Below are 23,415 nucleotides of genomic sequence, written 5' to 3'. Positions count from 1 at the left end.
GGTGTTGGGTAAGCTTACGGATACTTAATTGGGCGCAGTCCATTTAGGTGCGAGCAGGTGCCCTACTTTCTTCAATTCTGCCTCCAATTTACCGATTTGTTCAGTAAAGCTTTCCAATTGCCAGGGATGGAAAGGGATATTTTTTGATTCCGTGAGCGCAATTTGATAGGCCTCAAAATTCCCCAGACCGAAATTGGCCTCGGCTCGGTTGACTAATATCCAGAATTTCTGGCTGTTGTAGTATTCCTGAAGTTCCTGCCCGTCTTTCGTGCCGTCGTGGATCAGTGCTTGGTCGTTTTTTTCTTTTTGCTGGATCAGCTTCCAGTCCCTGTCGCAGAGGTAGAGTACCCGACTCCACGTTCGTTTTGCAAAAACCAGATCCGCGATCCTTTCCTGATCGTTGTTGACGAGGTTGGAGGTGGCATGATAGAGCAGGGTCATTGCCAGATTGATGCCGTTGTAGCGGTTGTTGAGCAGATAGTAGCTCCGTTGGTAATACAGAATAGAATTCTCCAAATGCTGCTCGCCCTCTCCGCATTCATAGAGTTTTTTCTCGACAGCACCTGCGGAAGATACCGTCTCAGGGTCGTTGGTGGTGTCCAGATGAATGGATTTGAGCAGATCTAAGGATTCATAGAGAGAAGTGACGAGATCGGGTTGGGCAGCTTTGTAGGTCGTAAAAGCGAGACGATGGGTGAGGTAGGTGTCTTTTTGGCCGGAATTGCTGGTAGAGAGCATAGCAGCGGTCTGGAAGAGGTTTTTTGCTTTCACAAAATCCTTGGTTTCTATGGCATCCTCGGCTTCCTGGATGATGAGTGACAGCGCTTTTCCTATTTCTGGGGTCTCAACTTTCCGCTCCGATTCCACCACAGCTTTCTCGATCTGTTCTTGAAGTTTTGGGGGGATCAAAGAATTCAGGTAAGTGTAAACCGGGCTGTCAGCTTGGTTTTTGTCCAGCACCGATTGGATGACACCTCCCAACGCTGCACGAAATCGTTCCACTTCCTCGTAGTCAATCGCGTCTCCCAGATGCTGATAGCTGTGTATCACCACATGGTTGAGGTCAAAAGGATAGACTAGTTTGTTTTCCGAAATGACTATCGTCGTATAGGGACGAAGGGCATGCCTCACGCCCAGCTCATAGAGCGCATTGGCGTTGAGTGTGGAAAGGTCGGCGATCACCAGGTCTGCCTGTAGCAGTTCTCGGTACATCTGCACATCGATTGACCCGGAATGAGTGATTTCGTCTGCCCGGACGCATTCGATACCTTTTGATTCGACCACTGGTTTGATCAGCAAGCGATAGGATTTGTTCAAGTCCAGCTTCCGACCGTTGATGTAGTCGGTTTTGATCCCGAAGCCCATGACGACGAAGCATCTTTTTTTGGAATTTCCCATTTTTAAAAAAACTATCTATTGAGATGGAGGAATAGATGCGAATATTCTGAAAGGTAAGCTTTTATGAATGTAATTTGTTTTTGCCGCTTCATACAAAAAAAACCGGGCTTTTGTTGGCCCGGTCTTGAGAGTTAAAAGTCAAAGTCACAACCAAAGGATTCCATCCCGATGGGGGCACCGTCGGGAATGGAAAGTCTTTCCTGTGCAGGCCACTCCTCAGGAAGGTCCAAGAACGCTTCGATCTTGTCATGCAAATATTGACGGTGGGCTAGCAGGGCTCCGCTACCGCCGGTCATTTCGCCGATTTTTTCCAAATGCATTCTAGTAATCGCACGCACGGTCTGTGATGCACTGGGTTCTTTGGAAAGGGCGATCAGATGGTCTGTGAACTTCGCCTCTGTCATCAGCTTGATCTCGTCTTTCAAGCCACCGGGCAAAGTATTGGAAAAGAGCTGGGAGGTCACTTTGTCGAGCAAATCTTGATAGCCTGGGAGAGACTTGTCCTGAAGATTCTGGAGATAGACTCTGTTCGCCCGGCCACTTTCGAAGAGAAAACCAAAGGTAGCGTCCACGATGTTTTCCGCCGGGGCAATCGGGTCAAAGGTAGGCCCAGTACGTGACGGGAAAGTCTCACGGTTTCTTCCATAGCCATAGGGTCTAGGTGGAATCAGGGCCAAAATGTGCTGCGGAACCTCAAGCTGTGCCGGGGAGATTGTCGTCAGGAGGGCATTGAGGGCATCAGCTTGATCCGCCGCACTAGTCCATTTTTGAGCTTGTTGGTTGTCTCCCTTGATCTTATAGGCATAGTCCAGGCCGCCGATTAGTTTGGTGGTAGCTTCCAATTGGTATCGATGCATCAGATACAGTGGGACAAAGACTTCCTCCAGAAGCGCTTGCGGGTCGCCGTCTTGGATGGCATTCAGCCCAAAGGATTTCATTCGGTTTTCCCTCAACTTCAAAAGCCGGGTTAGTTCAGCAGAAGCCGAAGCTCCGTTGTCCCAAAGATGGGAGCGGGGATGAACTCCACTTGGGTTTCTGGAGTCGGAGTCGGTGATGAATTCAAATCCAGCCGCATAGGTTTCTTCGAGGGTTTTCTTCAAAAACTCATCCTCACTCTGTCCGGGAGCTGGCGTTCCGTAGCCGTATTTGATCGCCCACTTGTCCCATTCTCCGATTTTTAAGTCATAGGCTTGGCTGAAATCCAGATTGCCGTCGGCATCTTGGCTGATCAAGGGATGCGGATAGTCCATCACAGAGGCACGGCCGTCAGGCGAAGTGGCATAGCTGTGCGCAACACCGATCGTATGACCAATCTCATGGGCTGAAAGTTGCTTCAATCTATCCAGTGCCATCTGCATTGCCCTGGGATCGGCAGGTTTTCCATCTTCAAATGGCTGCAAGAGTCCCTGTGCGATCAAATAGTCCTGCCTCACGCGCAGCGATCCTAGAGAAACATGCCCTTTCAGAATCTCTCCAGTTCTGGGGTCTCTCACACTAGAACCATAAGACCAGCCTCTGGTGGAGCGGTGAACCCATTGGATCACATTGTATCTCACGTCCATCAGATCCAGCCCTTCCGGAGCTAGTTCGACGCGAAATGCGTTTTTGAATCCTGCCGCCTCAAAGGCTTGGGCCCACCAGTTGCCGCCCTCGATGAGAGCCGAAGCTACCGGCTCCGGAGTTCCGCGGTCGAGGTAATACACGATTGGTTCTACGACCTCCGACACTGCGGCGCTCGGGTCTTTTTTCTCAAGCCTATGTCGGGAAATAAAGCGTTTGACCAGTGGCTCATCGATTGGTGTGGTATAGTCCTGATAGCTGATAAAGAAAAATCCTCCTCGGGGATCGAATTCTCTCATCGCATACAAGTCCGGCAGCTCGATGAAGGAGTGCCTCATGCGTACCGTGACAGCTTCTGGGCTTGGAGTGACAGATCGGAGATAGCCCCCAGCACCAGTTCCGGTAAGGGTGATGGTAGCTTCTACTTCGGTATTCTGCGGGAAGTTTTTTGTCATCGGAAAAAACAGCCCAGAACGGCTTGCGTCCACCCTATAAGTTCCCTGTCGGGATCGAGTAAGTGTTTCTCCCACGCCGTGGGCATCCTGCAGGTAGAAGTTGGTTGCATCCACGATCAGATTTTCACCCTCTTTCTGGACTATCTCAAATCCCCAAAGCACGGATTCCGCGAATGCGTCTTGGATGGACTTGGCCTCGGATGGATTGTTGGTGTAAGCTCGGAAGCCAAGGTTTTTGTGGACTAAAAAGATCTTGTTGCCCGTCCTGCGAAACTCGACTAGCCGGTCATCGCCGAGCTGGCCCCGATCCAGTCCAATATCATTGGATCCTACACCCGCAGTGAGCGAGTTTACATATAGAAATTCCTTGTTGAGCTCGTTGATTTCAAGGTAGATTTTGCCTTTTTCCTCGTCGAGGTAAAAAGGCACAAATCCCTCTTTTTTGCTCAGTTTACTCAAGTCCAGGTTTTGCGAGAAGCCTGAAAAAGCCCAAAGCGTTAAAAAACAGAGAAGGTAGAGTGGTTTTTTCATAGGGTATTTTTGCTTTGTCCCAAATTATCAAAATCAGGAGGGACTACTGCACCACTAATGGAAATTCACCGCAGAAAAAAACGGAGCATTAATGCAGTATCGGTTTGATTCGGTCCTTCAATGGTTTGAAGACCGCTGCTAATCTCCTCTCGGTCGGTATAGGAGGTACGGGCAAAGCGAAAGTAAGCCGTGAGTTTTCGGTTGATGGCATACTGCGCGAGAAGGTAATATCGCATGCCCTGTCCGTAAAACGCAGGAATGGAGAAGGTCCAAAGAACGTTGTTTTCGAATGCATAGAGTCGGTTGTCATAGACTTCAGCATCAAAAAGTGCAATCCTTCCAGTGAGTCTCCATCGATCTCTCCCATATTGGACATCCTGCAATATCATAAATCCTGGAGTGATTTCATCCTGGATTTTGACACGACTGAGCAAGATCCGCGAGCGGAGAAAAAGCCGGCTGGAGGCTTGGTTTTCCAGGCTTATCATGCCGTTGAGTTTGTTTACTGGCTGCACTAGATAGGGGAGCGAAGGTTCACCTGAGTCACTGAGGTTCCGATCCTTTTGCTCTTGCCGGATCTGAATGAAGGCTACAAGATTCCTGTTTGGCTTATAGCTGACACGACTCAGCCATTCGTATCCGGAGGAAGGGGCGTAGACTCGATACCTGAGCCAGGGGAATTTGAAAAAATCATAGTAGGCATTGATCTTCCACCGTTTTTCGGGGCGTACCTCGATTCCAAGATAAACGCCTTTTTCGTTGATTGGGCGGGTATTTTCTGCAAATCCGGAAGCGTAGAAACTGTGGAAGTTCCGGTCATAGTTTCTCCAGAGAAGTGAGAAATCGACTTGTTTGCTTAGGCTGCTAACAAAACCCAGTGCCGTGCCGCTTCCTCCGCTTTTTGATAGGGCGGACTCCCCAAAAATGAGGAAGTTTTTCCAATTGTAGTTGAAGTACATACTGCTGACATGATTGGCTTGGCCGGTAAATTCGAACTGGTTGTACACCTCAGCGGAGCGAATCCAAGGCCGGTCGAATCGGGTAAACAGCGAGTTGATGCCGGTTTGAAACTTGCCCGATGGGTGGGAATATTGGATGTTTCCCCCAAGACTGGACTCGCGAAACTGGTTTTTGGTTGCGAGTTCGCTTGGAGTTCTGTGAAGGCCCGACTGGTTGAAGGAACTTATGATCTCATCCTCCGCTTGGTCTCCCGCCGAGGCCCGACCGTCTCTGGGAGCGTTGGATAGCAGAAGAGTAGCCTGCCAGTTTCCCAGTTGTCTTGTGGCTCCGATTCCACGGAAAAAGCCAAACTCCATGGCGGCCGTGTAGGGAAGCAGTCCTATGCTGCTTCTTCGGATTGTAGGAACTGTTTCCGCTCCCTTTCCCAGACTGTACCCGGCGCCAAAAACCAAGCCTTGGCCGAATGAGGTTTGAAAGTCCCCAAAAGTGATGGTTTTCCATTTGCCCACGAAGTAGCGAGTAAAATGTAGTGAAAGGAAATTGAAACCGTACCTGGCGGTTTTTCCATCCCAAGCGAATTGCTCTCCTGCGTCTTTATCCATTGTGATCCCCATGCTGAAATCCCTCGCGTGCTGGATCCGAAATCTGAGATAGATATTGTTTGGATCCCCGAGATATCTGCTGGAGACTGTGCCGACATTACTGGTATCAGCGGGGGAAAAGCCTCTGCGCTTTTCCCAAGTACGCTGGTGTCGGAATAGGACATAAGCTTGGCGCTCTTGGACGACGCGCTCCCAGAATTTCTTTGTCTGCAAATCCGAATCCCCCAAAGTGATGAAGGGAACCAAGCGCTCAATGGTTTGGAGGTCAAATTCGGGCACAGCCTGCAGCTCGTAAAGGGACAGGAGAGGGCCAAACTCATTTCTATAGCCAATCAGTTGGCTGATTTGTGATGGATTGAGAAGGTACATCGCTTGGAGTACTTCCGCATCTGCGCGATTGACATCGATGGGATTGAGATAGAGCTGAAAGAGAACTTCGTAAATCGCCTCGTAGTCCAAGTCTTCTTCCTGAATAGGGAAAAGCCGCTCGATGAAGTCCTCCAAATCAATCTGAGGCTTTGGTGGACTTTGCGCAAACGTAGAGAGCGAACAAATAGCCAAGAATGTCACGACGGGTAGAGCCTTCATCTTTCCCCGATTTTCAGCACCAGACTCACGTGGTGGGTTCTACCCAAGGCGGAGTTTTGCCCATAAGCGTAGTCAAATCCGAATTGATCCTTTCTGAGACCAAGGCCAAAGCTGAGCCTGCCCGGATTGCTGCTGATCCCTGTCCTGAGAACGATCCAGTCCCGAAGTTGATATTCTATGCCGGCCTTGGCTATAGGATCCAGTGCGATGTCCTTTTCCATCTCCACCAAAATCCTGATCGATTCTACGGGCAGGTAAGTTATGCCCAGCTGAATTGCCGTCGGCAATCTCTGTTCGCTGTTTTGGCTGATCTTGGCGCGGTTCAGATTGGAAAAATTTGCTCCCAAAAAGAACTTGGGGCCAAGTTCGGCTATTCCGCCTAGGGAGAAAAGAAATGCATGGCCGCTGCCAAAGCCTTCGATTTGGGTTTGGAACCAGTCGAGCTTTGCTCCGATACTTACTATTCCCATGGTATTGGAGAAGCCAACTCCCAAAAGCTGTTGGTTGAAAAGTTTTCCCCCAAAGCGCGACATCCCTAAACCGAGTGTCCCAAAGTCGGTTTTCCAGCCAAAGGCCAAATCCACTGTGCTCAGTTCAGGCATGCCGTAGCGATGGTCGAAGCCTACAGAGATTTCGGAGTTTTCGATTCGGTCAAGCGCACCGATATTGTTGAAGTAAGTCCAAGAGTCGGGCAAAAACACTTTTGCGCTCCCCATCCCCTGGGTTCGGGCACCATGGGATTGGGTAAGGGGGTCGGTTTGGGCTATGCAGTGCGCAGTCACCCCAAACAAGAAGCTCAAAAAAAGTAGTTGCTTCATCAGGTTCAAAAAAGAAAATGTCTGAACCTAAATTAGTTAAAAAATAAAATTAAGGAAAGAGTTTTTTTTGATTCAGAAAGGTGCTCGGAAATTAAAAAAGAAGTTCCCTTCCCCTTGGTTGTTTACAGAGTATTCAAAGCGAAGCACCATGTCGTAAATCGCCACAACGTCGAGTCCTGCCCCATAGCCGAACAGGTATTGGTTTGCAAGTCGCGCATTTTCGGGGATATTGTTGCGGTCTTTGACATTTCCGTGGTCGAAGTTTGCGCTGAGGTACATTTTGAGTGGGAGTGTGCTAAACTGCTCTAAGGGCATGAACTGGGAAATGTCGAAGGAAAGGTCAAGCAGCTTGTAGCGAAGGGAGTTTTTTTGCACATAGAGCTGCTGCCCCTCAATTACGTTGAGCTCATAGCCACGGATGAAGTTGGGCGAATAGCCAATCCCGCGGACCAGCGTGTAGGGTTGCTGAGGACTAAGAAACCATACGCCGGTCAGGCCCGCAGCGAAGTGGAAGCGGTCGCTAAGTGTAAAATACTTGTTGGCGACAAGGTTCAATTCTACTTCATCCAGATCCTTGGTGTATAGGATCCCATATTTGGTTGCCGTGACTTGGAGCAGTTCTCCTTTAGTCGCATAGGCGGCTACGTTGCGGTTGTCGTGGCGGAAGGAATACTGCAGGAAGGCATAGCGCAGATTGTTGTCACCATGCTGGAAATAGTTGGGGTTTTCGGCGAGCACGTCTGGGCTTACCCAAGTCTTGTTGTAGCCCAATGTGAGAAAATGGTAATTGTAGAAGGATCTCCTGTAGCTGTATCGGAGTGCTGCCGAGAAGTTTTTTCTCAATACGCTCTCCGTCTCATTGGTATAGAAGACCTGGCGGTTGTATTCAGACTTGATGGGTATGGTCTTTTGGTCCGCATAGGTCAACTGGATTGCGAGGCCGTGCTTTTGCTTTTTGTCGATGTAGGGTTTGGAATAGAGGATGTCCAGTGCCTTGGTAAATCCAAGTTGGCCGGAAAATCGCAGCTTTTCGTTTCTTCCACCGACGTTGTTGTGGTTGATTTTTAGGCCATAGTTAACCCTCGACCAGTCTCTTCCCTGGTTGGTCCACCATTCGGAAAAGTTTCTGTCGGCCAGCTGAAAGATCACTGAGGGAAGCACATACCAGCGCTCTTTTACCGAAATCAGGATTTCTACTTCCTTATCCCCCGTGAAAAGCGGGGTGATTTCCACTTCTGTGAAGAGGCGGAGGTTGTAGATTTTTTGCTGGTCCGCCCTGATGATACCCATGAAAGTTTCCCATTCGTAGAGGAAGTCGGTGGTAAAATCCAGCTCCCTCAGGATGATGCTCTTCTGGGTTTTTTCGTTTCCGATGATGAAGATGTTATTGACCCTGACGCTATCCGGAGTGGAGATGCTAGCAGGGCTCAGAGTGGTGTCTTGGGCTTTGATCTCCCCAATGCTCACCAGCAGGACTGCGAATGTTAAGGTGAGTATGTTTCTAAAAAGAGGAATCAAAGGAATTCTAATTGTGTATTTTTGGTTGCAATGCTGTGTAACCGACCAAAAGGTATAACAAATGTTTCATACCCATGAGAAAGATAGCCATATTTCCAGTTTTGGTCTACCAATATATCATATCTCCGCTGTTTCCGGCAAGCTGCAGATTTACTCCCACCTGTAGCCAGTACATGATTGAGGCCATTACCAAGTATGGGGTGATCAAGGGCAGTATGCTGGGTTTCAAAAGAATCGGCAGGTGCCACCCCTGGGGCGGACATGGCCATGATCCAGTCCCCTAGACTTTTTCAGGTTTGATCCCCTTTTTTAACGCCATTCCCACCAGGACTATCCCAATCAGTACCAGCGGCACGCTCAGGATTTGACCCATGTTGAACTGCATGGACTCCTCGAAGTCAACCTGTGCCTCCTTGAGAAACTCCCACACGAAGCGCATGCCGAAGACCAAAATAAGAAACAGGCCTAACAACAGGCCATCGGGAAGCCTGGATTTATACTTTGCCCAAAGACCAAGAAGTATCAGGAAGATCAGAAAATAAGAAACCGACTCGTAGATCTGTGTGGGATACTTTGCCCTTCCAAATGTTTTCACTGTCACCAGATACCCGTCCGGCTGTTCGGTGATTTCGAAGTTCAAGGGACTTTCCACCGGTTCTGCGAGGTATTCCTTTGAAGATCTGAATTGGGTCAAGGCATATTTGATGTCCCGCTCCAGGATGCTGCCCAAATCTTCCTTGGAGAAATTGCCCTTGCTGATTTTGATGTCAAAGTTGACGGGGACAATGCCGTTGCCCTGCAGCTCGCCGGCACGGTCTTCGGGTTTGTATGCCTCGATATATTCAAATGGGACTTTCAGCGTCTCCAGAATCTCTTCCGCATCCCTTGCGTAGACGTAACCGCTGTCCGTTCCGGTGTCTTTTCCACCAATCTCTGAGTTCATCAGGTTGCCGAAGCGGATCAGCGCGCCAGTCATCGCGGTGACGATCACGATTCGGTCTACTACCCAGAGATAACTTTGCCCCGGAGTCCGCTTCGAATAAAGCCACAAGGCAAACAATATTGCTATGGCCGCACCATGCGAGGCCAGGCCACCTTCCCATACTTTGAGAATCTCTATCGGATCGCTGAGGTATTTTTCAGGCTCATAGAAGAGCACGTGTCCCAATCTGGCTCCGATGATGGTCGCGAGAACCATGTAGATGGTCAGTTTGTCGACAAGAGTTTCGTCCTGTCCTTCTTTTCTGAAAAAATAAACCATGAACTGCTGGGAGATGATGAAGCCCAAAGCGAATAGAAGGCTGTACCATCTTAGTCTTTCAAACCCCGCAAAAACCGCTTGGTTGGGATCCCATACTACATAACTCAGAAAAGATTCAAGCATAAGGTAATGTCTGATTAGATTTGGTCTAACTGTTCAAGTTCTTCGGCATATCCTCCGGACAAAATCGGGAAGCGATACCAGGTTTTTGGGTCGACGTTGAATTCATCGAGGTGAAAAGCCGGGGCTAGTCGTTCTCGCTTCCACTGGTTTCGCGACCAAAGTCGGAAGAATTTTTTGATATAGTCCTTCAAAACGGATACATCGATCTGAAGTTCTTCTTTTAAAATAAGGAAAACATCTACCGGAGACCGTCGGTCGCGGATCGCTAGCCGTTCGATTTCGACGATGACCGAATAGGGCATAAGATCCTTTTCGTCGGTCTGAGTTCGTTCCAACGGCCGCAATTCTGCAGTAGGAGTCAAGGAATTGACAAAGGTTAGTCCCGGGCGGTCGAGATTTTTCTCCGCCCATTGAAGCCAGTGGAGGATGAAATGCTTGTCAACGGCTGCGATGGGAGAGATGCTTCCGCTGGTATCTCCGTCCATTGTGGCGTAGCCAACGTCTCCTTCACTTCGGTTGGATGTGGAGAGTAGCAGGGCATTGTTCAGGTTGGCCAGCATCCAGATGATCGGAGACCGTGATCGGGCCTGGATATTTTGCAAGGTGATGTCATCTTGTTCCCAAGTGAGCTTCCGGCCGATGGCAGTTTCGATTTTTTCAGTGTAAGAATCGACTTCTTCATCAATCGTCCAAGAGTGGAATTTTGCTCCGAGGCTTTCTGCTAAGGTCTTGGCAGATTTGAAGGTGTCGGCAGAGGAGTTTTTGGTGCCTTGATAGGCGGTGGTCAGAAGTGCTCCTACAAGATCTTTTTCTATGTCTTCGCTTTCTGGCGAGAATTCAATGCCGAGCTTTTTCACAAAACCCTTGATGCCGAGTTCGGCAACGCCCCTCCTGACCATCTCTGCCACGAGCACGGCGATGGTAGAGGAGTCAGCCCCCCCCGATAGGGAAAGGACAAATCCCTTGCTTTTGCTTTTCCGCAAGTAGTCAAATAGACCAAGCGCAGAGGCCTGGACAAATTCCCACTCTTTGGCTTGGATAGGAGCGATCCCCTGTTCTTTGTCCTCCAATTCAAAAGCCAGGACCTCGAAATCCTGAAAGGACAGAAGTTGGTTTCGAGCGAGCAGTTTTCCTGATTTCCCCAGCAAAATCTCTCCATCAAAGATCATCCTTCCGGCTTCGTTGCCTAGTAGATTAACATAGCAGTAGTAGGAGTCAAACGCCTGCGAGCTAAACTCGATCAGTTCCCTGCGCTCTACCGTCTTTTTCATGGCAAAATGGGAAGCGCTGGGATTGAAGATCAAGTCCACTTTGCGGTCATGGAGGCGGTAGCCGGGCCTGCTAGATCCTCTCCAGGCGTCTTCGCAGATTTCAAAACCGTAATGAATGCTTTTGTAGTAAAAAGTCAGGTCTCCAAAAGGAACCTTTTTACCCAGAAATTCAAACTCGATGACCTCGTGGGCAAGCCAAGGGGTGAACCAGCGAAACTCGTAATGCACTCCGTCTATGGCCAAAAATTGCTTAGCCACGATACCTTTTAGCTTGGCGTTTTCGACGATGGCAACGGTGTTGTAGACTTTGTCCTGGATTCGGATTGGCAGACCCACTGCCACGGTGATGTCGTCGCAGTGTGGAATTAGTTTTTCCAGTTGACCGAGTGCTTTTTGGGGATACCAGTAGCTTAGAAATAGGTCCTCGGAGCCATAGCCAGAAATCGCCAGCTCGGGAAAACAGAGGATTTCCACTTGTTTGAGTTTCGCTTGCTGGATGGCAAGCAGTATCCTGCTGAAGTTGCCTTCCCAGTCCAGTGGAGTTTGATTGACAGTTGCTCCTGCGATTTTTATGACAGCCATTGGTAGTTGGAAGTGGCGAAAGTTAATGTTAAATGGGAATGCCTAGGACCTCGCAGGCATTTTTGGAGGCTTCTTGTTCCGCCTTCTTTTTGGTGCCTCCTTTTCCTTGGGCCATGGCTTCACCGTCAATATTAAGCTCCACAACAAATTCCTTAAAGCGTTGGTTTCCGTTGACCCGGAGTACTCTGTACTCGACCATCTTTGACTCTTTTTGTGCCCATTCGATGATCTTGCTCTTGTAGTTGGTCACTGTGCTGATCATCTCCTCGACATTCATATGGAGGAGGATGCGCTGAAGTATCAGTTTCTGGGCAAATTTATATCCTCGGTCTAGGTACACGGCACCGACGAATGCTTCGAGGATATCTCCGAAAAGCGATTTGTTCCCAATAAACTGCCTGGTGCTGACCACCTGTTCGAGGGTGTTTTTCAGTCCGATCTTGATGCCGATCTCATTTAGTGTTTCACGGTTCACCAGTTTGGATCGGGTCTCGGTCAGAAATCCCTCGTCTCGGTAGGGGAATTTTTTGAACAAATGCTCGGCAATGACGGAGCCCAAAATGGCATCTCCCAGAAACTCCAGCCGTTCGTTGGAGATCTTGAAGCCCTTGGCAGTCTCTTCCCCAAGACCGGAAGGCGTAAGCGCCAATCGGTAAAGGGATAAATTTAAAGGCTTGCGCCCAATGATCAGTTTGATCGAGGATGCAAGCCTTTTGTCTTTCGAGCTAAAGAAAAGAGTGTGGATTCCGAGTCTCTTGAAGAGGTTCACTCTGATCAGTGGTATTTTTTGAAGATGACCGAACAATTGTGTCCGCCAAATCCAAAGGTATTGCTCAGTGCGTAGTTGATTTCCCGTTCCTGCGCCTTATTGAAGGTCAGGTTGAGTCCTGGATCAAATGCTTCATCGTCCGTGAAGTGGTTAATCGTCGGCGGCACCAAATTATTGTTAATCGCTAGGATAGAAGCAATAGCCTCCACCGCTCCAGCTGCCCCCAGCAGGTGTCCGGTCATGGACTTGGTACTGCTGATGTTTAGCTTGTAGGCGTGGTCTCCGAAGATTTTTTGGATAGCCTTGATCTCTCCTACATCCCCCAGTGGAGTGGAAGTGCCATGGACATTGATGTAATCAATTGCTTCAGGCTGGAGACCTGCGTCTTCCAACGTTATTTTCATGACGCTGCTGGCGCCGAGACCCTCAGGGTGTGGGGCGGTGATATGGTAGGCATCAGCAGTCATGCCGCCACCCACGATTTCAGCATAGATTTTTGCGCCTCTTGCTTTTGCATGCTCGAGTTCCTCAAGGATCAATGCTCCAGCGCCTTCGCCCAACACGAACCCATCTCTGTCTTTGTCGAAGGGACGTGATGCGGTCTCAGGAGAGTCGTTGCGCTGGGAAAGTGCTTTCATCGCGTTGAATCCTCCAATACCCGCTTCTGACACTGCGGCCTCGGAGCCTCCGCTGATAAAGACGTCGGCCTTGCCCAGTCGAATGTAATTGAATGCATCAATCAATGCATTGGTGGCTGAGGCACAGGCAGAAACAGTCACAAAGTTAGGGCCTCTAAAACCGTATTTGATGGAGATGAATCCCGCGGCGATATCCGCGATCATCTTGGGAATGAAGAAGGGGTTGAATCTTGGAGTGCCGTCGCCCTTGGCAAAATCGGTCACTTCCTCCTGAAATGTCCTGAGTCCTCCGATCCCTGACCCCCAAATCACTCCGGAACGGGATTTGTCGAGAGTTTCGAGGTCTAGGCCTGAGTCAAGGATTGCCTGATCTGCGGTGATCATGGCGTATTGGGTGAATGCATCCATTTTTCTCGCCTCTTTCCTGTCCATAAACTGGTCGAGGTCGAGATTCTTGACTTCGCAGGCAAATTGGGTCTTGAAAAGTGAAGCGTCGAAGCGGGTAATAGGCGCAGCGCCACTCACACCAGTAATCAACCCGTTCCAGAATTCATCTGTGGTGTTTCCTATGGGTGTGAGGGCACCTAAACCCGTTACAACAACTCTTTTTAAATTCATACAATGAATTTACTGGTTCTTATTTAACGTTTGCCTCAAGGTATGTGATTGCCTGGCCAACAGTACCGATTTGTTCAGCCTGGTCGTCAGGAATGGAAATGTTGAATTCTTTTTCGAACTCCATAATCAATTCCACAGTGTCCAGAGAGTCAGCCCCAAGGTCATTGGTGAAGCTAGCTTCCATAGTCACTTCAGACTCTTCTACGCCCAGTTTGTCAACAATGATGGCCTTTACTTTTTGTGCAATTTCAGACATTTTGTGATCAGTTTAGTTAATAACACTCCGCAAAGAAATATATTTAAAAGCTAATTGGCAAAGAAATGTCCGAAGTAAATTTTTAAGTAAAAACACCGTTCGCCCCGCTCAATTTTAATTTCTAACTTTGCCCTGATCACGATTCTTCCTTCATGAAGAAGACCAAATTATTCATAGAACCCACTTTTGATTTTGAGCTCATAGGGCTCGTTTCCCCGGTCAAGGATTACAAAATGGCCTGGCTGATCAATCGGGACTTGGACTTGGATTTGGTCCGTTCTGAGGACTTGCAAATCGAGTTTCTGTCTTCGCCCCGACTGGAAATCTCCCAATATTTCCTTTCTTTACCCCATGGTTATATCCAACTTTTGAAAAATAAAGCAATCAATACTTCGCAGCAATTGGCATATTTGATCCCAGAATTGCGAAATTTGGACTACTTTCTCTTGGTACAAGACCAAACACAACAAGTCAGCATCACTACCTTTGTCGATCACCTCGCGAAAAACCCATTCATCCAAAGCGTAGTAAGGTTGGATGTTTCAAAATTAAAATCGAAAGAAAACCTATTAACGTATTAATGACCCGATGAGCCACCTGCCCTTTAAGAAAACAAAAATTCTGGCTACAATAGGCCCTGCCTCAAACAATTACGAAATGATCAAAAGCCTAGCCGCGGCCGGGGCAAATGTCTTCCGACTGAATTTTTCCCACGGAAGCCATGCGGTGCACCAGGAAGTAGTGGAGATCATCCGAAGAGTGAACAAAGAACTCAACTGCAATCTCGGGATCCTTCAGGATTTGCAGGGACCAAAGATCCGTGTGGGCGAGGTCGAAAACAACGGTGTGGAGATCAAGCCCGGAGAAAAGATCACCATCACCAATGATCCTGTCGTGGGTACGGCTGCCTTGGTCAGTACGGTCTACCAAAATCTACCTCAAGACGTAGTACCCGGTGACCGAATCCTGATCGATGATGGCAATCTAGAGGTCGTGGTGAACAGCACAGATGGAAAAAATGTAAATGCCACGGTCATTCACGGTGGGATTCTAAAGTCTAGAAAAGGAATCAATCTTCCCAATACTAAGGTGTCCGCTCCGTCTCTCACAGAAAAGGACATAGAAGATCTGAGCTTTGGCTTGGAGCAGGATGTGGATTGGATAGCTCTGTCTTTTGTGAGGTCGGCCGAGGACATCGTGGACCTCAGAAGTAGAATTCAGGCTGCCGGCAAAGAGTGTAAAATCGTTGCTAAAATAGAAAAGCCGGAAGCGCTTGAAAATATCGATGCGATCATCGAGGCAACGGACGCCATCATGGTAGCTAGAGGTGACTTGGGTGTGGAAGTTCCCATGGAAATCGTACCGCTATGGCAGAAAAAGATGGTAGAAAAATGCAAGTTGGCCTGCAAGCCGGTCATCATTGCCACCCAGATGATGGAAAGCATGATCCAAAACCCAAGACCAACCCGCGCCGAGACCAATGACGTGGCCAATGCGGTTCTGGATGGAGCAGATGCGGTGATGCTTTCTGCCGAAACTGCTTCGGGCAAATATCCGGTAAATGCGGTAAAGGCAATGACGAGCATTATCACCTATTTGGAAGAAAATGCAGAGATCTATCATAACCTCTACAAGATCCCGGAAGATGAGGAGACCTTCCTGAGCGATAATCTGATCCTGATGGCAGCCCGACTTTCCCGAAACGTGAAAGCCAAAGCAATCGTGGGGATCACCTATTCCGGTTTCACGGGATTCAGACTGGCTTCTCACCGTCCGCTTGCAAATATTTTCGTGTTTACCCGAAACGAGAAACTCTTGACTCAAATGTCGTTGGTTTGGGGTGTGAGGGCCTACTATTATAGCAGCCAAATTTCTACGGATGCTACTTTCGAAGACATCGAAAACACCCTCAAAAATGATAGCCACGTCAAATCGGGAGATATCATCATCAATACTGCAAGCATGCCTCTAAAGGAAAATGGTAGAACCAACATGCTGAAGATTCACGTGGTGGAATAGCGGCAGGAACTATAGAAATAAGGATGGTGGGCCTAGTTGCCCACCTTTTTTTTGCCTTGTTTAAAACAAATTGTTTAACAAAATGATTATAAGGTTAAACAAAACAAACTATTTGATATGATCAAGTTCCCAAAAATCCTTCTAACTATCATGGTGCTCTTTGCATTTGTTTCATGCGATGACTCAGATGAGCAGCCCGTAGAAAACCCTACTTTGGCGCAAGCCGCCACCGACGCGGGTTTGACCACTCTTCTTAGTGCAGTGGAAGCCGTTCCCGGCCTTATAGACGTACTTCAGGCAGAGCCTTCGATCACCGTGTTCGCACCCTCCAACGATGCTTTTGCAGCTGCCCTGAGTAGTTTTGGCGTATCAAACCTCGACCAGCTTGTTGCCAAAATAGGCGGGGAAGAAAATCTAGAGACCGTGCTTGGATTCCATGTGGTTCCCGCAGTTGCTTTTTCAAGGGACCTAGCGGCGAGCAACACGTTTACCACGCTGGCTGGGCAGGATTTGACAGTCAATGTGGGTAGCTCCGGAGTCACTGTGACCGATGCCTTGGGAAACACAGCAAACGTGATAGCAGCGGATGTTGCCATTGATAATGGTGTGGTTCACGTGATCGACGGTGTTCTTCTTCCGGAATTGGATTTGCCGAACGTTGTAGAAGCAGCCTCAGCGGCGAACCTCACCGTGTTACTGGACGCAGTGAACGCAGCCGGAGTTGGTCAAACGCTTCTGGATGCCGAAGATATCACCGTTTTTGCTCCTGATAATAGCGCGTTCGCGGCGCTTCTTGCCGAGCTTAACTTGAATTCATTGGAAGAGTTGGTGGGTGCTATCGGACTAGAAGGAGTTCAGAAAGTTTTGGGCTTTCACGTCGTTCCTGCAGTCGCTTTTTCCTTTGACCTGGAAGAAGGAAGCCAAACTGTTCCAACCTTGAGTGGAGAAAACTTGACTGTGGTGCGGTCGGGTAATGACGTGTCCGTAACCGATGCCGCAGGCAATACCTATCAGGTCGTGGCCGCCGATGTCGCAATAGAGAACGGCGTAGTGCATGTAATAGATGGTGTTTTGCTGCCCACTTTGTAGTAGGTCTTTATTCTAGGCATTGGTAGAAGGCTGACTCAAGACGAGTCGGCCTTTCTCTTTTTTCCCGACAACAGAGACGCCGACATTTGGGATTTTCTTTGAGACTAGTTCGAATCCTTGCATCCCGAAAAACTAGTTTGAAAAGATGTCCCGGCAAGCTAAATGCCTATGTTTTTCTGGCAGCCGTTTCCTCATCGGGGCCAATAGGGGACACGAGGATTACTTTCTCCCGATCTACCACCACGGAGCCAGGGGCAGAACCTTTTACCTTTCTGACGAACTTGGCTTGGGTGTAGATCACTGGAGCAAGCGATTCGGTTTTGAGTTTAGAGTAAAATGCAGCCAAACCAGCGGCCCTTTCCAGTACGGGATTGGGGAGAGCGGTAATTCCCTTCATCCGGATGACCACATGAGATCCAGGCACTTGTCGGGCATGAAGCCACAAGTCGTCTTTGTGTACAAAAGTCCTCAACATTTCGTCATTGTCTTTGGCGGACTTTCCTACCAAGATCGTGAAGCCCTCAAACTCAAAATCTTTGAACGGCAAGCCAGTAGTTTCCTTGGTGATTGCTTTGTCTTGTTTGTGGGTCTTCTTGTAATTTTTGAGTTCCCTGAATTCACCTATTGACACAATGGCTTCGATTTTTTGTTCAAGTTCAGCTTTCAGATTTCGCTTTGCGGCTATGATCTTGGAAATTTGGTCAAGTTCGATCTGGCGGTTTTTTGATTTTCGGTAAAGCGTCTCGGCAAGGTGCTGGGGCTTTTGGTTGGGCTTCAGCGCCACTTTTATTCGATTGCCGGTGTAGAAGTCCAACAGCTCTGCTTCCGATTTCCCACCCTGAAATTCGTGGAGGTTGGCCATGATCACATCCGCAAGTTGGCTCGGAGGGGGAGAGTTTTTGAGTTCATCCAGTTTGGATGACGATTTTGAAATGTACGATTCAGCCTTTTTCAGTTGCTCCTGATAGCTTTTTAGGATTCCGTTTTTTTCTTTTTCAAAATTCCCCTTGATCAGCGCGAGATAAAAGAGTTCGTTGGTAGCCAGGATTGGATCTGAGAAGGTTTTGACCGGATTGGGCTCGGGCAATAGACTGAGCTGCACTTCTCCCTGCCTCTCCACCAAAGTGAAAAGCGGAGTGTCCAGCAAGTCCAGCAAATCCAGCATTAGCTTCCACTTTTCACCAATCGGAGCGTCTGGATAGCCTCTTTCCTTCAGCCAAGTGCGTGGAATTGCGCCCAAAGTTGGCAGAAACTGGGAGGCATTCCCTTCGAGGGAAACGAACCGCTCCTGACTGAGGTCAAGTGGCTTTTCAAGTGTCCGCCAGTCCAAGTCCCTGTCCTCTCGGATCTCGTTGCGAAATAGGATCGAAGGTTGGGCAGCTTGTTTCGCTTGGTACAACAGCACATTGCTTCTATTGCCGTGGAGTTTGAAAACAAGCTTTTTCCCCGATTCCAAGTCAAAATAGAAAGCCCGCTCAAAATGGAATACCGAGCATTTTTCGATTCGGTCACCGACGAGCTCATGAAACAGGTCTATGCTATTGCGCTTGGCCCGGTGGAGTTGGCTCGGGAAAGCCAGGAAGACCTGGGGCGGCAGTAGGTGGGCTCGGATGAAATTGCCTTCTCCGGCCGCTTCAGTCTCCAGAATCAACTCATCCTTACTTTGGGAAAAGCAGGAGGCAATGCGGCTTCCCACAAATTTTTTATGCAGTGCGGGAGCGAGGTACTTGAGAAAATGGTAATTGAGATGCATCAGCCCAAAGTTAACTCTAGCCCGTCGTAGGCCAAGGCAATTCCCTGGGGAAGTTGGGCGTCAATCTGGGCATGGAGTCCCAGCCGATGCGAAATGTGTGTGAAATAGGTCTGTTTCGCCCCGATTTTCCTCGCTACCTGCACGGCCTCGTCCAAGGTAAAATGTGAAATATGCGGGTCAATCTGCAGGGCGTTCAGTACCAGTGTTTCCGTACCCTCCAGCAGCTCCATGGATTCCTCCGGGATGTAGTTAGCGTCGGTGATGTAGCTAAAATCCCCGAAACGAAATCCAAATACAGGCAGCTTGTAGTGCAAAACCGGGATGGGGGTGACTACCAGCCCATTCACATTGAACTGGCTATCGCTGATCTCCACTTGCTCCACCTGAGGTACTCCGGGGTATTTCTTGGGGTTGAAAATATAGGCATACTCACGCCGGATTTGCTCCAATACATTCCTACGGGCGAAAATAGGCATGTCCCTTTTCTGGGCAAAGTTGAAAGGGCGTATGTCATCAAGGCCTGCGGTATGATCCTTATGTTCGTGGGTAAAGAGTACTGCATCCAGTTTTTTTACCCCTGACCGGAGCATCTGCATCCTAAAGTCAGGCCCGGTATCGATTACCAGCGAAGCCTCGGGAGTTTCGATATGGATGGATGTCCTGAACCTTTTGTCCCTAAAGTCCAGCGAGCCGCATACCATGCAGTCGCAGCCGATCACGGGTACTCCCTGGGAGGTTCCGGTTCCGAGAAAATTGACTTTCAAAACTTCAGCGAGGTTTGGCGGAGTTCACTCAGAAAATCCTGATTGTTTTTTTCCTTGAAATCCTTTGGGTCGAAGTTTAATTCGTTGATGATGTCCACCAAGGCGTTGATTTTCCCTTCGAGGGGAAAGTACTTGTTGACGATCACTATTTTGGTGTCCTTCAATACACAATAGCCAGATTTGAAATTTCCTTTTTCGTACCTGAGGATATATTCCGAGGCGGCGAAGAGATTTTCCATTTTGTCCAAAAAATGCTTCGTGTACTTGACTGCCATCAGCTGAGGAATTTTTTGACGGTAGCGAGTACCTTGTCGTAGTTGAGGGGCTTTTGGAGGAAGTCGTCGAAGCCAAATCTGCGAAACTCCTCAGGGGTGTAGTTGTGGATGTTGCCGCTGATGGCGATGATGGGAAGTTTGCTGATCGACTCATCCTCGGATGCGCGGATTTGTCTGGTGCACTCGACCCCGTCCATGACAGGCATGCTGATATCCATCAGGATCAAGTCGAATTTTTCCTTGCCCAGAAGATCAAGAACCTGCTGTCCGTTTCGGGCGGCCTTTATTTGATAGTTTTCAAATGCCAGCACATTCTTGGTCAGATTGATGATGATCGAACTATCCTCGCCTACGAGGATGTTTTTTGGTTTGCTCATGTTCCAAAAATAGGTTCTTGACTCAAAAAATCTCGGAATTGGCGGATTTCATTTTTTAAATTTTTCAGTTGCAGATAGAATTCGCAGGTTTTTCCGAGTCTGCCCAGCTCCTCGGCTTTCACCGAAGCCTGAAAAATGCCCATCGCGCCCAAAGTTCCCGAATTGCCTTTCACAGTGTGGACCTTTTCAAGCAATCCCGAGATGGGACTTTCCGGGGCATAGGCGGCAATCAGACGTTCTGTCTCTTCGCATTCGGCCAGAAAATCGTCAAAGATCTTCCATATGGCCTGCTTGGAGTTGTACTTGAGCAGCTGCTCGAGGATTTTTCTGTCCAATATTTCCAGCTCTCCTTTTTGGATCGAGTCGGAGGACTCGTTATTCGGGTTGGTTTTCAGGTAAAACTGGACTAAATGGAGAAATTCCCGGGGGCGGATAGGCTTGGTGATAAAGTCATCAAAACCCTCTTCCAGGAAACTACTCCTGTCCGACTCGTCAGCATAAGCAGTCACCGCAAGGATTGGGCAGGACAGGTGGGTTTCTTGACGGATTTTTTTCATAGCGGTGATGCCGTCCATCATCGGCATCTGTATGTCCATCAGGATAAGATTGAAGTCCGCGGATTTCGCAAGTTCCAGTGCCTCAAGCCCATTTTTTGCCGATTCGTACGAAAACAGCTGTCCGATCAGGTTTTCGAACAGCTTTCTGTTTAAGTCGTTGTCGTCTACGATCAATACCTTTTTGCTTTTCATCTGGTTAGGATTGACTATTGGTGATCAGTCGAATTCTCGCATGATCGATAGATTTCTTTCTGTGCGATATTTTTGCTATGCTCGATTTCATGGCATTCCTTTGGGCTTTTGGGAGATTAAAAATTCAAAACTTTGGCGGTACAGAAAAATCTAATTCTGGTAGTCGGCCCGACCGCGGTGGGGAAAACTGACCTTTGTATAAATCTAGCCAAAAAATTCAAGACCGAGATTGTTTCCTGCGACAGTAGACAATTTTACCGGGAGTTGAACCTAGGCACCGCCAAACCCAGTCCCGACGAACTCAGCCAAGTCCCGCACCACCTCATCAATTCGCTCTCCATCGAGGACAATTATGACGTGAGGCGTTTTGAACATGATGCGTTGGAGATATTGGATACCATTTTCAAGGACGGCTCCATTGCAGTCATGACCGGGGGTTCGGGACTTTTTGCGGACGCGGTCACCCGCGGCTTTGACGAGATTCCCGATATTGACCCTGATATTAGAAAGAGAGTGATCTCAGACTATCAATCCTATGGCTTGGACTGGCTCCAGACCGAGGTGAGCAGGGTGGATCCCGAGTACTATGCCTTGGTGGATAGGCAAAACCCCCAACGACTGATGCGGGCACTGGAAGTCTTCTTGGGTACAGGCATTAAATTCAGCGGATTTAGACAAAGGAAAAAAACAGAGAGGCCATTCCGTGTGATCAAGATAGGATTGGAAAGAGAGCGAGAGGAGCTTTATCACCGGATTGATCAGCGTATGGACCAGATGATCAATCAGGGACTTTTCGAAGAAGCCGAATCACTTTTTGAAAAACGGCATCTCAATGCCCTGCAGACCGTAGGCTACTCTGAGATCTTCGGCTACCTAGAAGGCAACTATGACAGATCCGAGACGATTCGCCTTCTGAAAAGAAATTCGAGGAGATACGCCAAGCGGCAATTGACCTGGTTTCGCAGAGATCCCGAGATTCGATGGTTTCATCCAGACCAGCTTGAAGAAATCCTGTCTTGGCTGGAAACTCAGATCACCTGAAAGCCGCTGAGTTTCGCCACCCAATTATAGGGTGCTTTTTTGATCAGGACGTTGTATTGGTGACGGTTGATTTTCATTTGCCGAACGATCTCGAGGCTTTTTTTGGAGACCTTGTTTTCAGGATTTGTTCTTTTCAGATTTTCCAGGACGGCATCCGGGTCTGCAATCTCACCAAGCAACAGTCCGAGTTCAGGGTGGTTTAAGCTCAGTTTTGAAAGTAATTCGCGCTGTAGGTTGAGCTTACGCTGCATGGTGTTTTTTACGGTGAGAAAAAAAAGCAGGCAGGCCCCACCTACAGTCAAAAACAATGGAATAAATCCCATACTAAATACTTAATATGTCGAGTAGTGAAAGATGGTCGGGGTGGAGAGGTTTTGTTTTTCCAATGCATTCGGCAAATGGGGTATAGACGAGTTCATTGTTCATGACGCCGGACATGCAATTGGTCTTGCCCGCCAAAAGTCCATCCACCGCACCCATTCCACATCTGCTTCCCAGTACCCTATCCTGCGCCGTTGGAGTTCCACCGCGCTGGATATGGCCAAGAGTGGTCACCTTAAATTCCTTGGTCGGATCCTTGATTTTTTGTTTGATCATTCCCATGATTTCTTCGGCGTTGCCCAGTTCGTCACCCTCGGCAACCACGATGATGCTGGAGGACTTGGATTTTCGGAGACCTTTCAGGGACTTTACCACTTTGCCTAAATCGGTTTTGGTCTCGGGGACCATCACGAATTCGGCTCCTCCGCCGATCCCGCACTCAATGGCGATGAATCCTGCGTCACGTCCCATCACTTCCACAAAGAATATTCTGTCGTGGGCAGCTGCAGTATCCCGGATTTTGTCGATCGCATCCAAGGCTGTGTTCACCGCCGTGTCAAAACCTATCGTGAAGTCAGTTCCATAGATGTCGTTGTCTATAGTGCCAGGGCAACCAACCGTGGGGATGCCAAACTCTTCGTAAAAAACCTTGGCACCGGTGAAAGTCCCATCACCTCCGATGGCGACCAAGCCTTCGATTCCCAACGCGCTGAGATTGTCATAGGCTTTTTTCCTTCCCTCGGGGGTTCTGAATTCCATGGATCTGGCGGATTTGAGCATAGTGCCGCCGCGTTGGATAATATTGCTGACGGAGTGTGAGTGCATACGCTTGATATCCCCTTCTATCATTCCTTCGTAGCCCCGGTTTATCCCGTAGACTTCCAGACCCCGATATATTCCTGTTCTGACTACCGCGCGAATACAGGCATTCATTCCGGGAGAATCCCCGCCTGATGTGAAAACGGCTATTTTTTTCATGGTTATAGGTTTTAGGCGCCCCAAAAATAGAGATAATAGCAGGAATACTTCACTGTATTTTGAATTTTGAAAACGAAATTAGTGGATTCAGAGCACTATTT

General features: G+C 48.6%; 22 protein-coding genes. 5 read left to right on the top strand and 17 right to left on the bottom strand.

What is annotated here, in order from left to right; translation table 11 throughout:
* Nucleotides 1-24: 24 nt before the first annotated feature.
* The 5 genes from J0A67_RS10680 to J0A67_RS10660 form a co-directional block, all read right to left on the bottom strand.
* A complete protein-coding gene (locus tag J0A67_RS10680) occupies nucleotides 25-1,398 on the bottom strand; it encodes a tetratricopeptide repeat-containing protein (RefSeq protein ID WP_206569307.1) in 1,374 nt (457 codons plus the stop codon).
* Between the two features lie 131 nt (nucleotides 1,399-1,529).
* Nucleotides 1,530-3,944, bottom strand: coding sequence for a zinc-dependent metalloprotease (locus tag J0A67_RS10675; protein ID WP_206569305.1), 2,415 nt, complete (start codon nucleotides 3,942-3,944; stop codon nucleotides 1,530-1,532).
* Between the two features lie 65 nt (nucleotides 3,945-4,009).
* The gene (locus J0A67_RS10670) at nucleotides 4,010-6,094 is read right to left on the bottom strand and encodes a ComEA family DNA-binding protein (protein WP_206569304.1); all 2,085 of its coding nucleotides are present in this window, start codon (nucleotides 6,092-6,094) and stop codon (nucleotides 4,010-4,012) included.
* A complete protein-coding gene (locus tag J0A67_RS10665; RefSeq protein WP_206569302.1) occupies nucleotides 6,091-6,912 on the bottom strand; it encodes a PorV/PorQ family protein in 822 nt (273 codons plus the stop codon). The genes J0A67_RS10670 and J0A67_RS10665 overlap by 4 nt, the downstream gene beginning before the upstream one ends.
* Nucleotides 6,913-6,984: 72 nt before the next feature.
* Complete coding sequence (locus J0A67_RS10660) at nucleotides 6,985-8,430, bottom strand: BamA/TamA family outer membrane protein (protein WP_241265139.1); 1,446 nt, start codon at nucleotides 8,428-8,430, stop codon at nucleotides 6,985-6,987.
* Nucleotides 8,431-8,504: 74 nt separating this feature from the next.
* Between J0A67_RS10660 and yidD the strand changes: the two genes are divergently transcribed.
* Nucleotides 8,505-8,714 carry a membrane protein insertion efficiency factor YidD gene (gene yidD, locus J0A67_RS10655; protein WP_206569300.1) on the top strand — a complete coding sequence of 70 codons (210 nt, stop codon included), beginning with the start codon at nucleotides 8,505-8,507 and terminating at the stop codon, nucleotides 8,712-8,714.
* On the opposite strand, the gene J0A67_RS10650 is transcribed toward yidD, so the two are convergent.
* From J0A67_RS10650 to J0A67_RS10630, 5 genes are read right to left on the bottom strand one after another with little or no spacing between them, the layout of a single operon-like run.
* The gene (locus tag J0A67_RS10650; RefSeq protein ID WP_206569299.1) at nucleotides 8,711-9,814 is read right to left on the bottom strand and encodes a prolipoprotein diacylglyceryl transferase; all 1,104 of its coding nucleotides are present in this window, start codon (nucleotides 9,812-9,814) and stop codon (nucleotides 8,711-8,713) included. The two genes, yidD and J0A67_RS10650, sit on opposite strands and share 4 nt — an antisense overlap.
* Nucleotides 9,815-9,828: 14 nt before the next feature.
* Nucleotides 9,829-11,667 carry an NAD(+) synthase gene (gene nadE, locus J0A67_RS10645; RefSeq protein WP_206569297.1) on the bottom strand — a complete coding sequence of 613 codons (1,839 nt, stop codon included), beginning with the start codon at nucleotides 11,665-11,667 and terminating at the stop codon, nucleotides 9,829-9,831.
* 28 nt (nucleotides 11,668-11,695) lie between these two features.
* On the bottom strand, nucleotides 11,696-12,436 hold the full coding sequence (rnc, locus tag J0A67_RS10640; RefSeq protein WP_317195059.1) for a ribonuclease III: 741 nt from the start codon (nucleotides 12,434-12,436) through the stop codon (nucleotides 11,696-11,698).
* Nucleotides 12,437-12,441: 5 nt separating this feature from the next.
* The gene (gene fabF, locus J0A67_RS10635; RefSeq protein ID WP_206569295.1) at nucleotides 12,442-13,692 is read right to left on the bottom strand and encodes a beta-ketoacyl-ACP synthase II; all 1,251 of its coding nucleotides are present in this window, start codon (nucleotides 13,690-13,692) and stop codon (nucleotides 12,442-12,444) included.
* Nucleotides 13,693-13,711: 19 nt separating this feature from the next.
* On the bottom strand, nucleotides 13,712-13,948 hold the full coding sequence (locus J0A67_RS10630; RefSeq protein WP_026950184.1) for an acyl carrier protein: 237 nt from the start codon (nucleotides 13,946-13,948) through the stop codon (nucleotides 13,712-13,714).
* A 152-nt stretch (nucleotides 13,949-14,100) separates the two neighbouring features.
* On the opposite strand from J0A67_RS10630, the gene J0A67_RS10625 reads away from it, so the two are divergent.
* The 3 genes from J0A67_RS10625 to J0A67_RS10615 all read left to right on the top strand — a co-directional run bounded on the left by J0A67_RS10625 (nucleotide 14,101) and on the right by J0A67_RS10615 (nucleotide 17,056).
* Nucleotides 14,101-14,529: an IPExxxVDY family protein gene (locus tag J0A67_RS10625; RefSeq protein ID WP_206569293.1), complete on the top strand. Its 429-nt coding sequence runs from the start codon at nucleotides 14,101-14,103 to the stop codon at nucleotides 14,527-14,529.
* 7 nt (nucleotides 14,530-14,536) lie between these two features.
* Nucleotides 14,537-15,967, top strand: a complete 1,431-nt coding sequence (gene pyk / locus J0A67_RS10620; RefSeq protein ID WP_206569292.1) for a pyruvate kinase — start codon at nucleotides 14,537-14,539, stop codon at nucleotides 15,965-15,967.
* A 117-nt stretch (nucleotides 15,968-16,084) separates the two neighbouring features.
* On the top strand, nucleotides 16,085-17,056 hold the full coding sequence (locus J0A67_RS10615) for a fasciclin domain-containing protein (RefSeq protein WP_206569290.1): 972 nt from the start codon (nucleotides 16,085-16,087) through the stop codon (nucleotides 17,054-17,056).
* A gap of 166 nt (nucleotides 17,057-17,222) precedes the next feature.
* On the opposite strand, the gene J0A67_RS10610 is transcribed toward J0A67_RS10615, so the two are convergent.
* The 5 genes from J0A67_RS10610 to J0A67_RS10590 are packed head-to-tail and all read right to left on the bottom strand — an operon-like array spanning nucleotide 17,223 to nucleotide 20,974.
* Entirely contained in the window at nucleotides 17,223-18,809 is a 1,587-nt protein-coding gene (locus tag J0A67_RS10610) for an NFACT RNA binding domain-containing protein (RefSeq protein ID WP_206569289.1), read from the bottom strand.
* Nucleotides 18,809-19,573: an MBL fold metallo-hydrolase gene (locus tag J0A67_RS10605; RefSeq protein ID WP_206569287.1), complete on the bottom strand. Its 765-nt coding sequence runs from the start codon at nucleotides 19,571-19,573 to the stop codon at nucleotides 18,809-18,811. The genes J0A67_RS10610 and J0A67_RS10605 overlap by 1 nt, the downstream gene beginning before the upstream one ends.
* Nucleotides 19,570-19,848: a hypothetical protein gene (locus J0A67_RS10600; protein WP_206569285.1), complete on the bottom strand. Its 279-nt coding sequence runs from the start codon at nucleotides 19,846-19,848 to the stop codon at nucleotides 19,570-19,572. Before J0A67_RS10600 ends, J0A67_RS10605 begins: the two co-directional genes overlap by 4 nt.
* Entirely contained in the window at nucleotides 19,848-20,225 is a 378-nt protein-coding gene (locus J0A67_RS10595) for a response regulator (RefSeq protein ID WP_206569284.1), read from the bottom strand. Before J0A67_RS10595 ends, J0A67_RS10600 begins: the two co-directional genes overlap by 1 nt.
* Nucleotides 20,222-20,974, bottom strand: a complete 753-nt coding sequence (locus J0A67_RS10590; protein WP_206569282.1) for a response regulator — start codon at nucleotides 20,972-20,974, stop codon at nucleotides 20,222-20,224. The genes J0A67_RS10595 and J0A67_RS10590 overlap by 4 nt, the downstream gene beginning before the upstream one ends.
* Before the next feature lie 132 nt (nucleotides 20,975-21,106).
* Here J0A67_RS10590 and miaA point away from each other — a divergent pair, with 132 nt between their 5' ends.
* Nucleotides 21,107-22,015, top strand: a complete 909-nt coding sequence (gene miaA / locus J0A67_RS10585) for a tRNA (adenosine(37)-N6)-dimethylallyltransferase MiaA (RefSeq protein WP_206569281.1) — start codon at nucleotides 21,107-21,109, stop codon at nucleotides 22,013-22,015.
* Here miaA and J0A67_RS10580 read toward each other — a convergent pair.
* Together J0A67_RS10580 and pfkA are read right to left on the bottom strand one after the other, a co-directional pair.
* Nucleotides 22,003-22,338: a hypothetical protein gene (locus J0A67_RS10580; protein WP_206569279.1), complete on the bottom strand. Its 336-nt coding sequence runs from the start codon at nucleotides 22,336-22,338 to the stop codon at nucleotides 22,003-22,005. The genes miaA and J0A67_RS10580 overlap by 13 nt on opposite strands.
* Before the next feature lies 1 nt (nucleotide 22,339).
* Entirely contained in the window at nucleotides 22,340-23,314 is a 975-nt protein-coding gene (pfkA, locus tag J0A67_RS10575; RefSeq protein ID WP_206569277.1) for a 6-phosphofructokinase, read from the bottom strand.
* Between the last annotated feature and the right edge of the window lie 101 nt (nucleotides 23,315-23,415).

This window comes from Algoriphagus aestuariicola (genome assembly GCF_017254835.1).
In the GTDB taxonomy this organism is placed as follows: Bacteria; Bacteroidota; Bacteroidia; order Cytophagales; family Cyclobacteriaceae; genus Algoriphagus; species Algoriphagus aestuariicola.
This window is presented reverse-complemented; position numbering and strand designations above follow the sequence as displayed.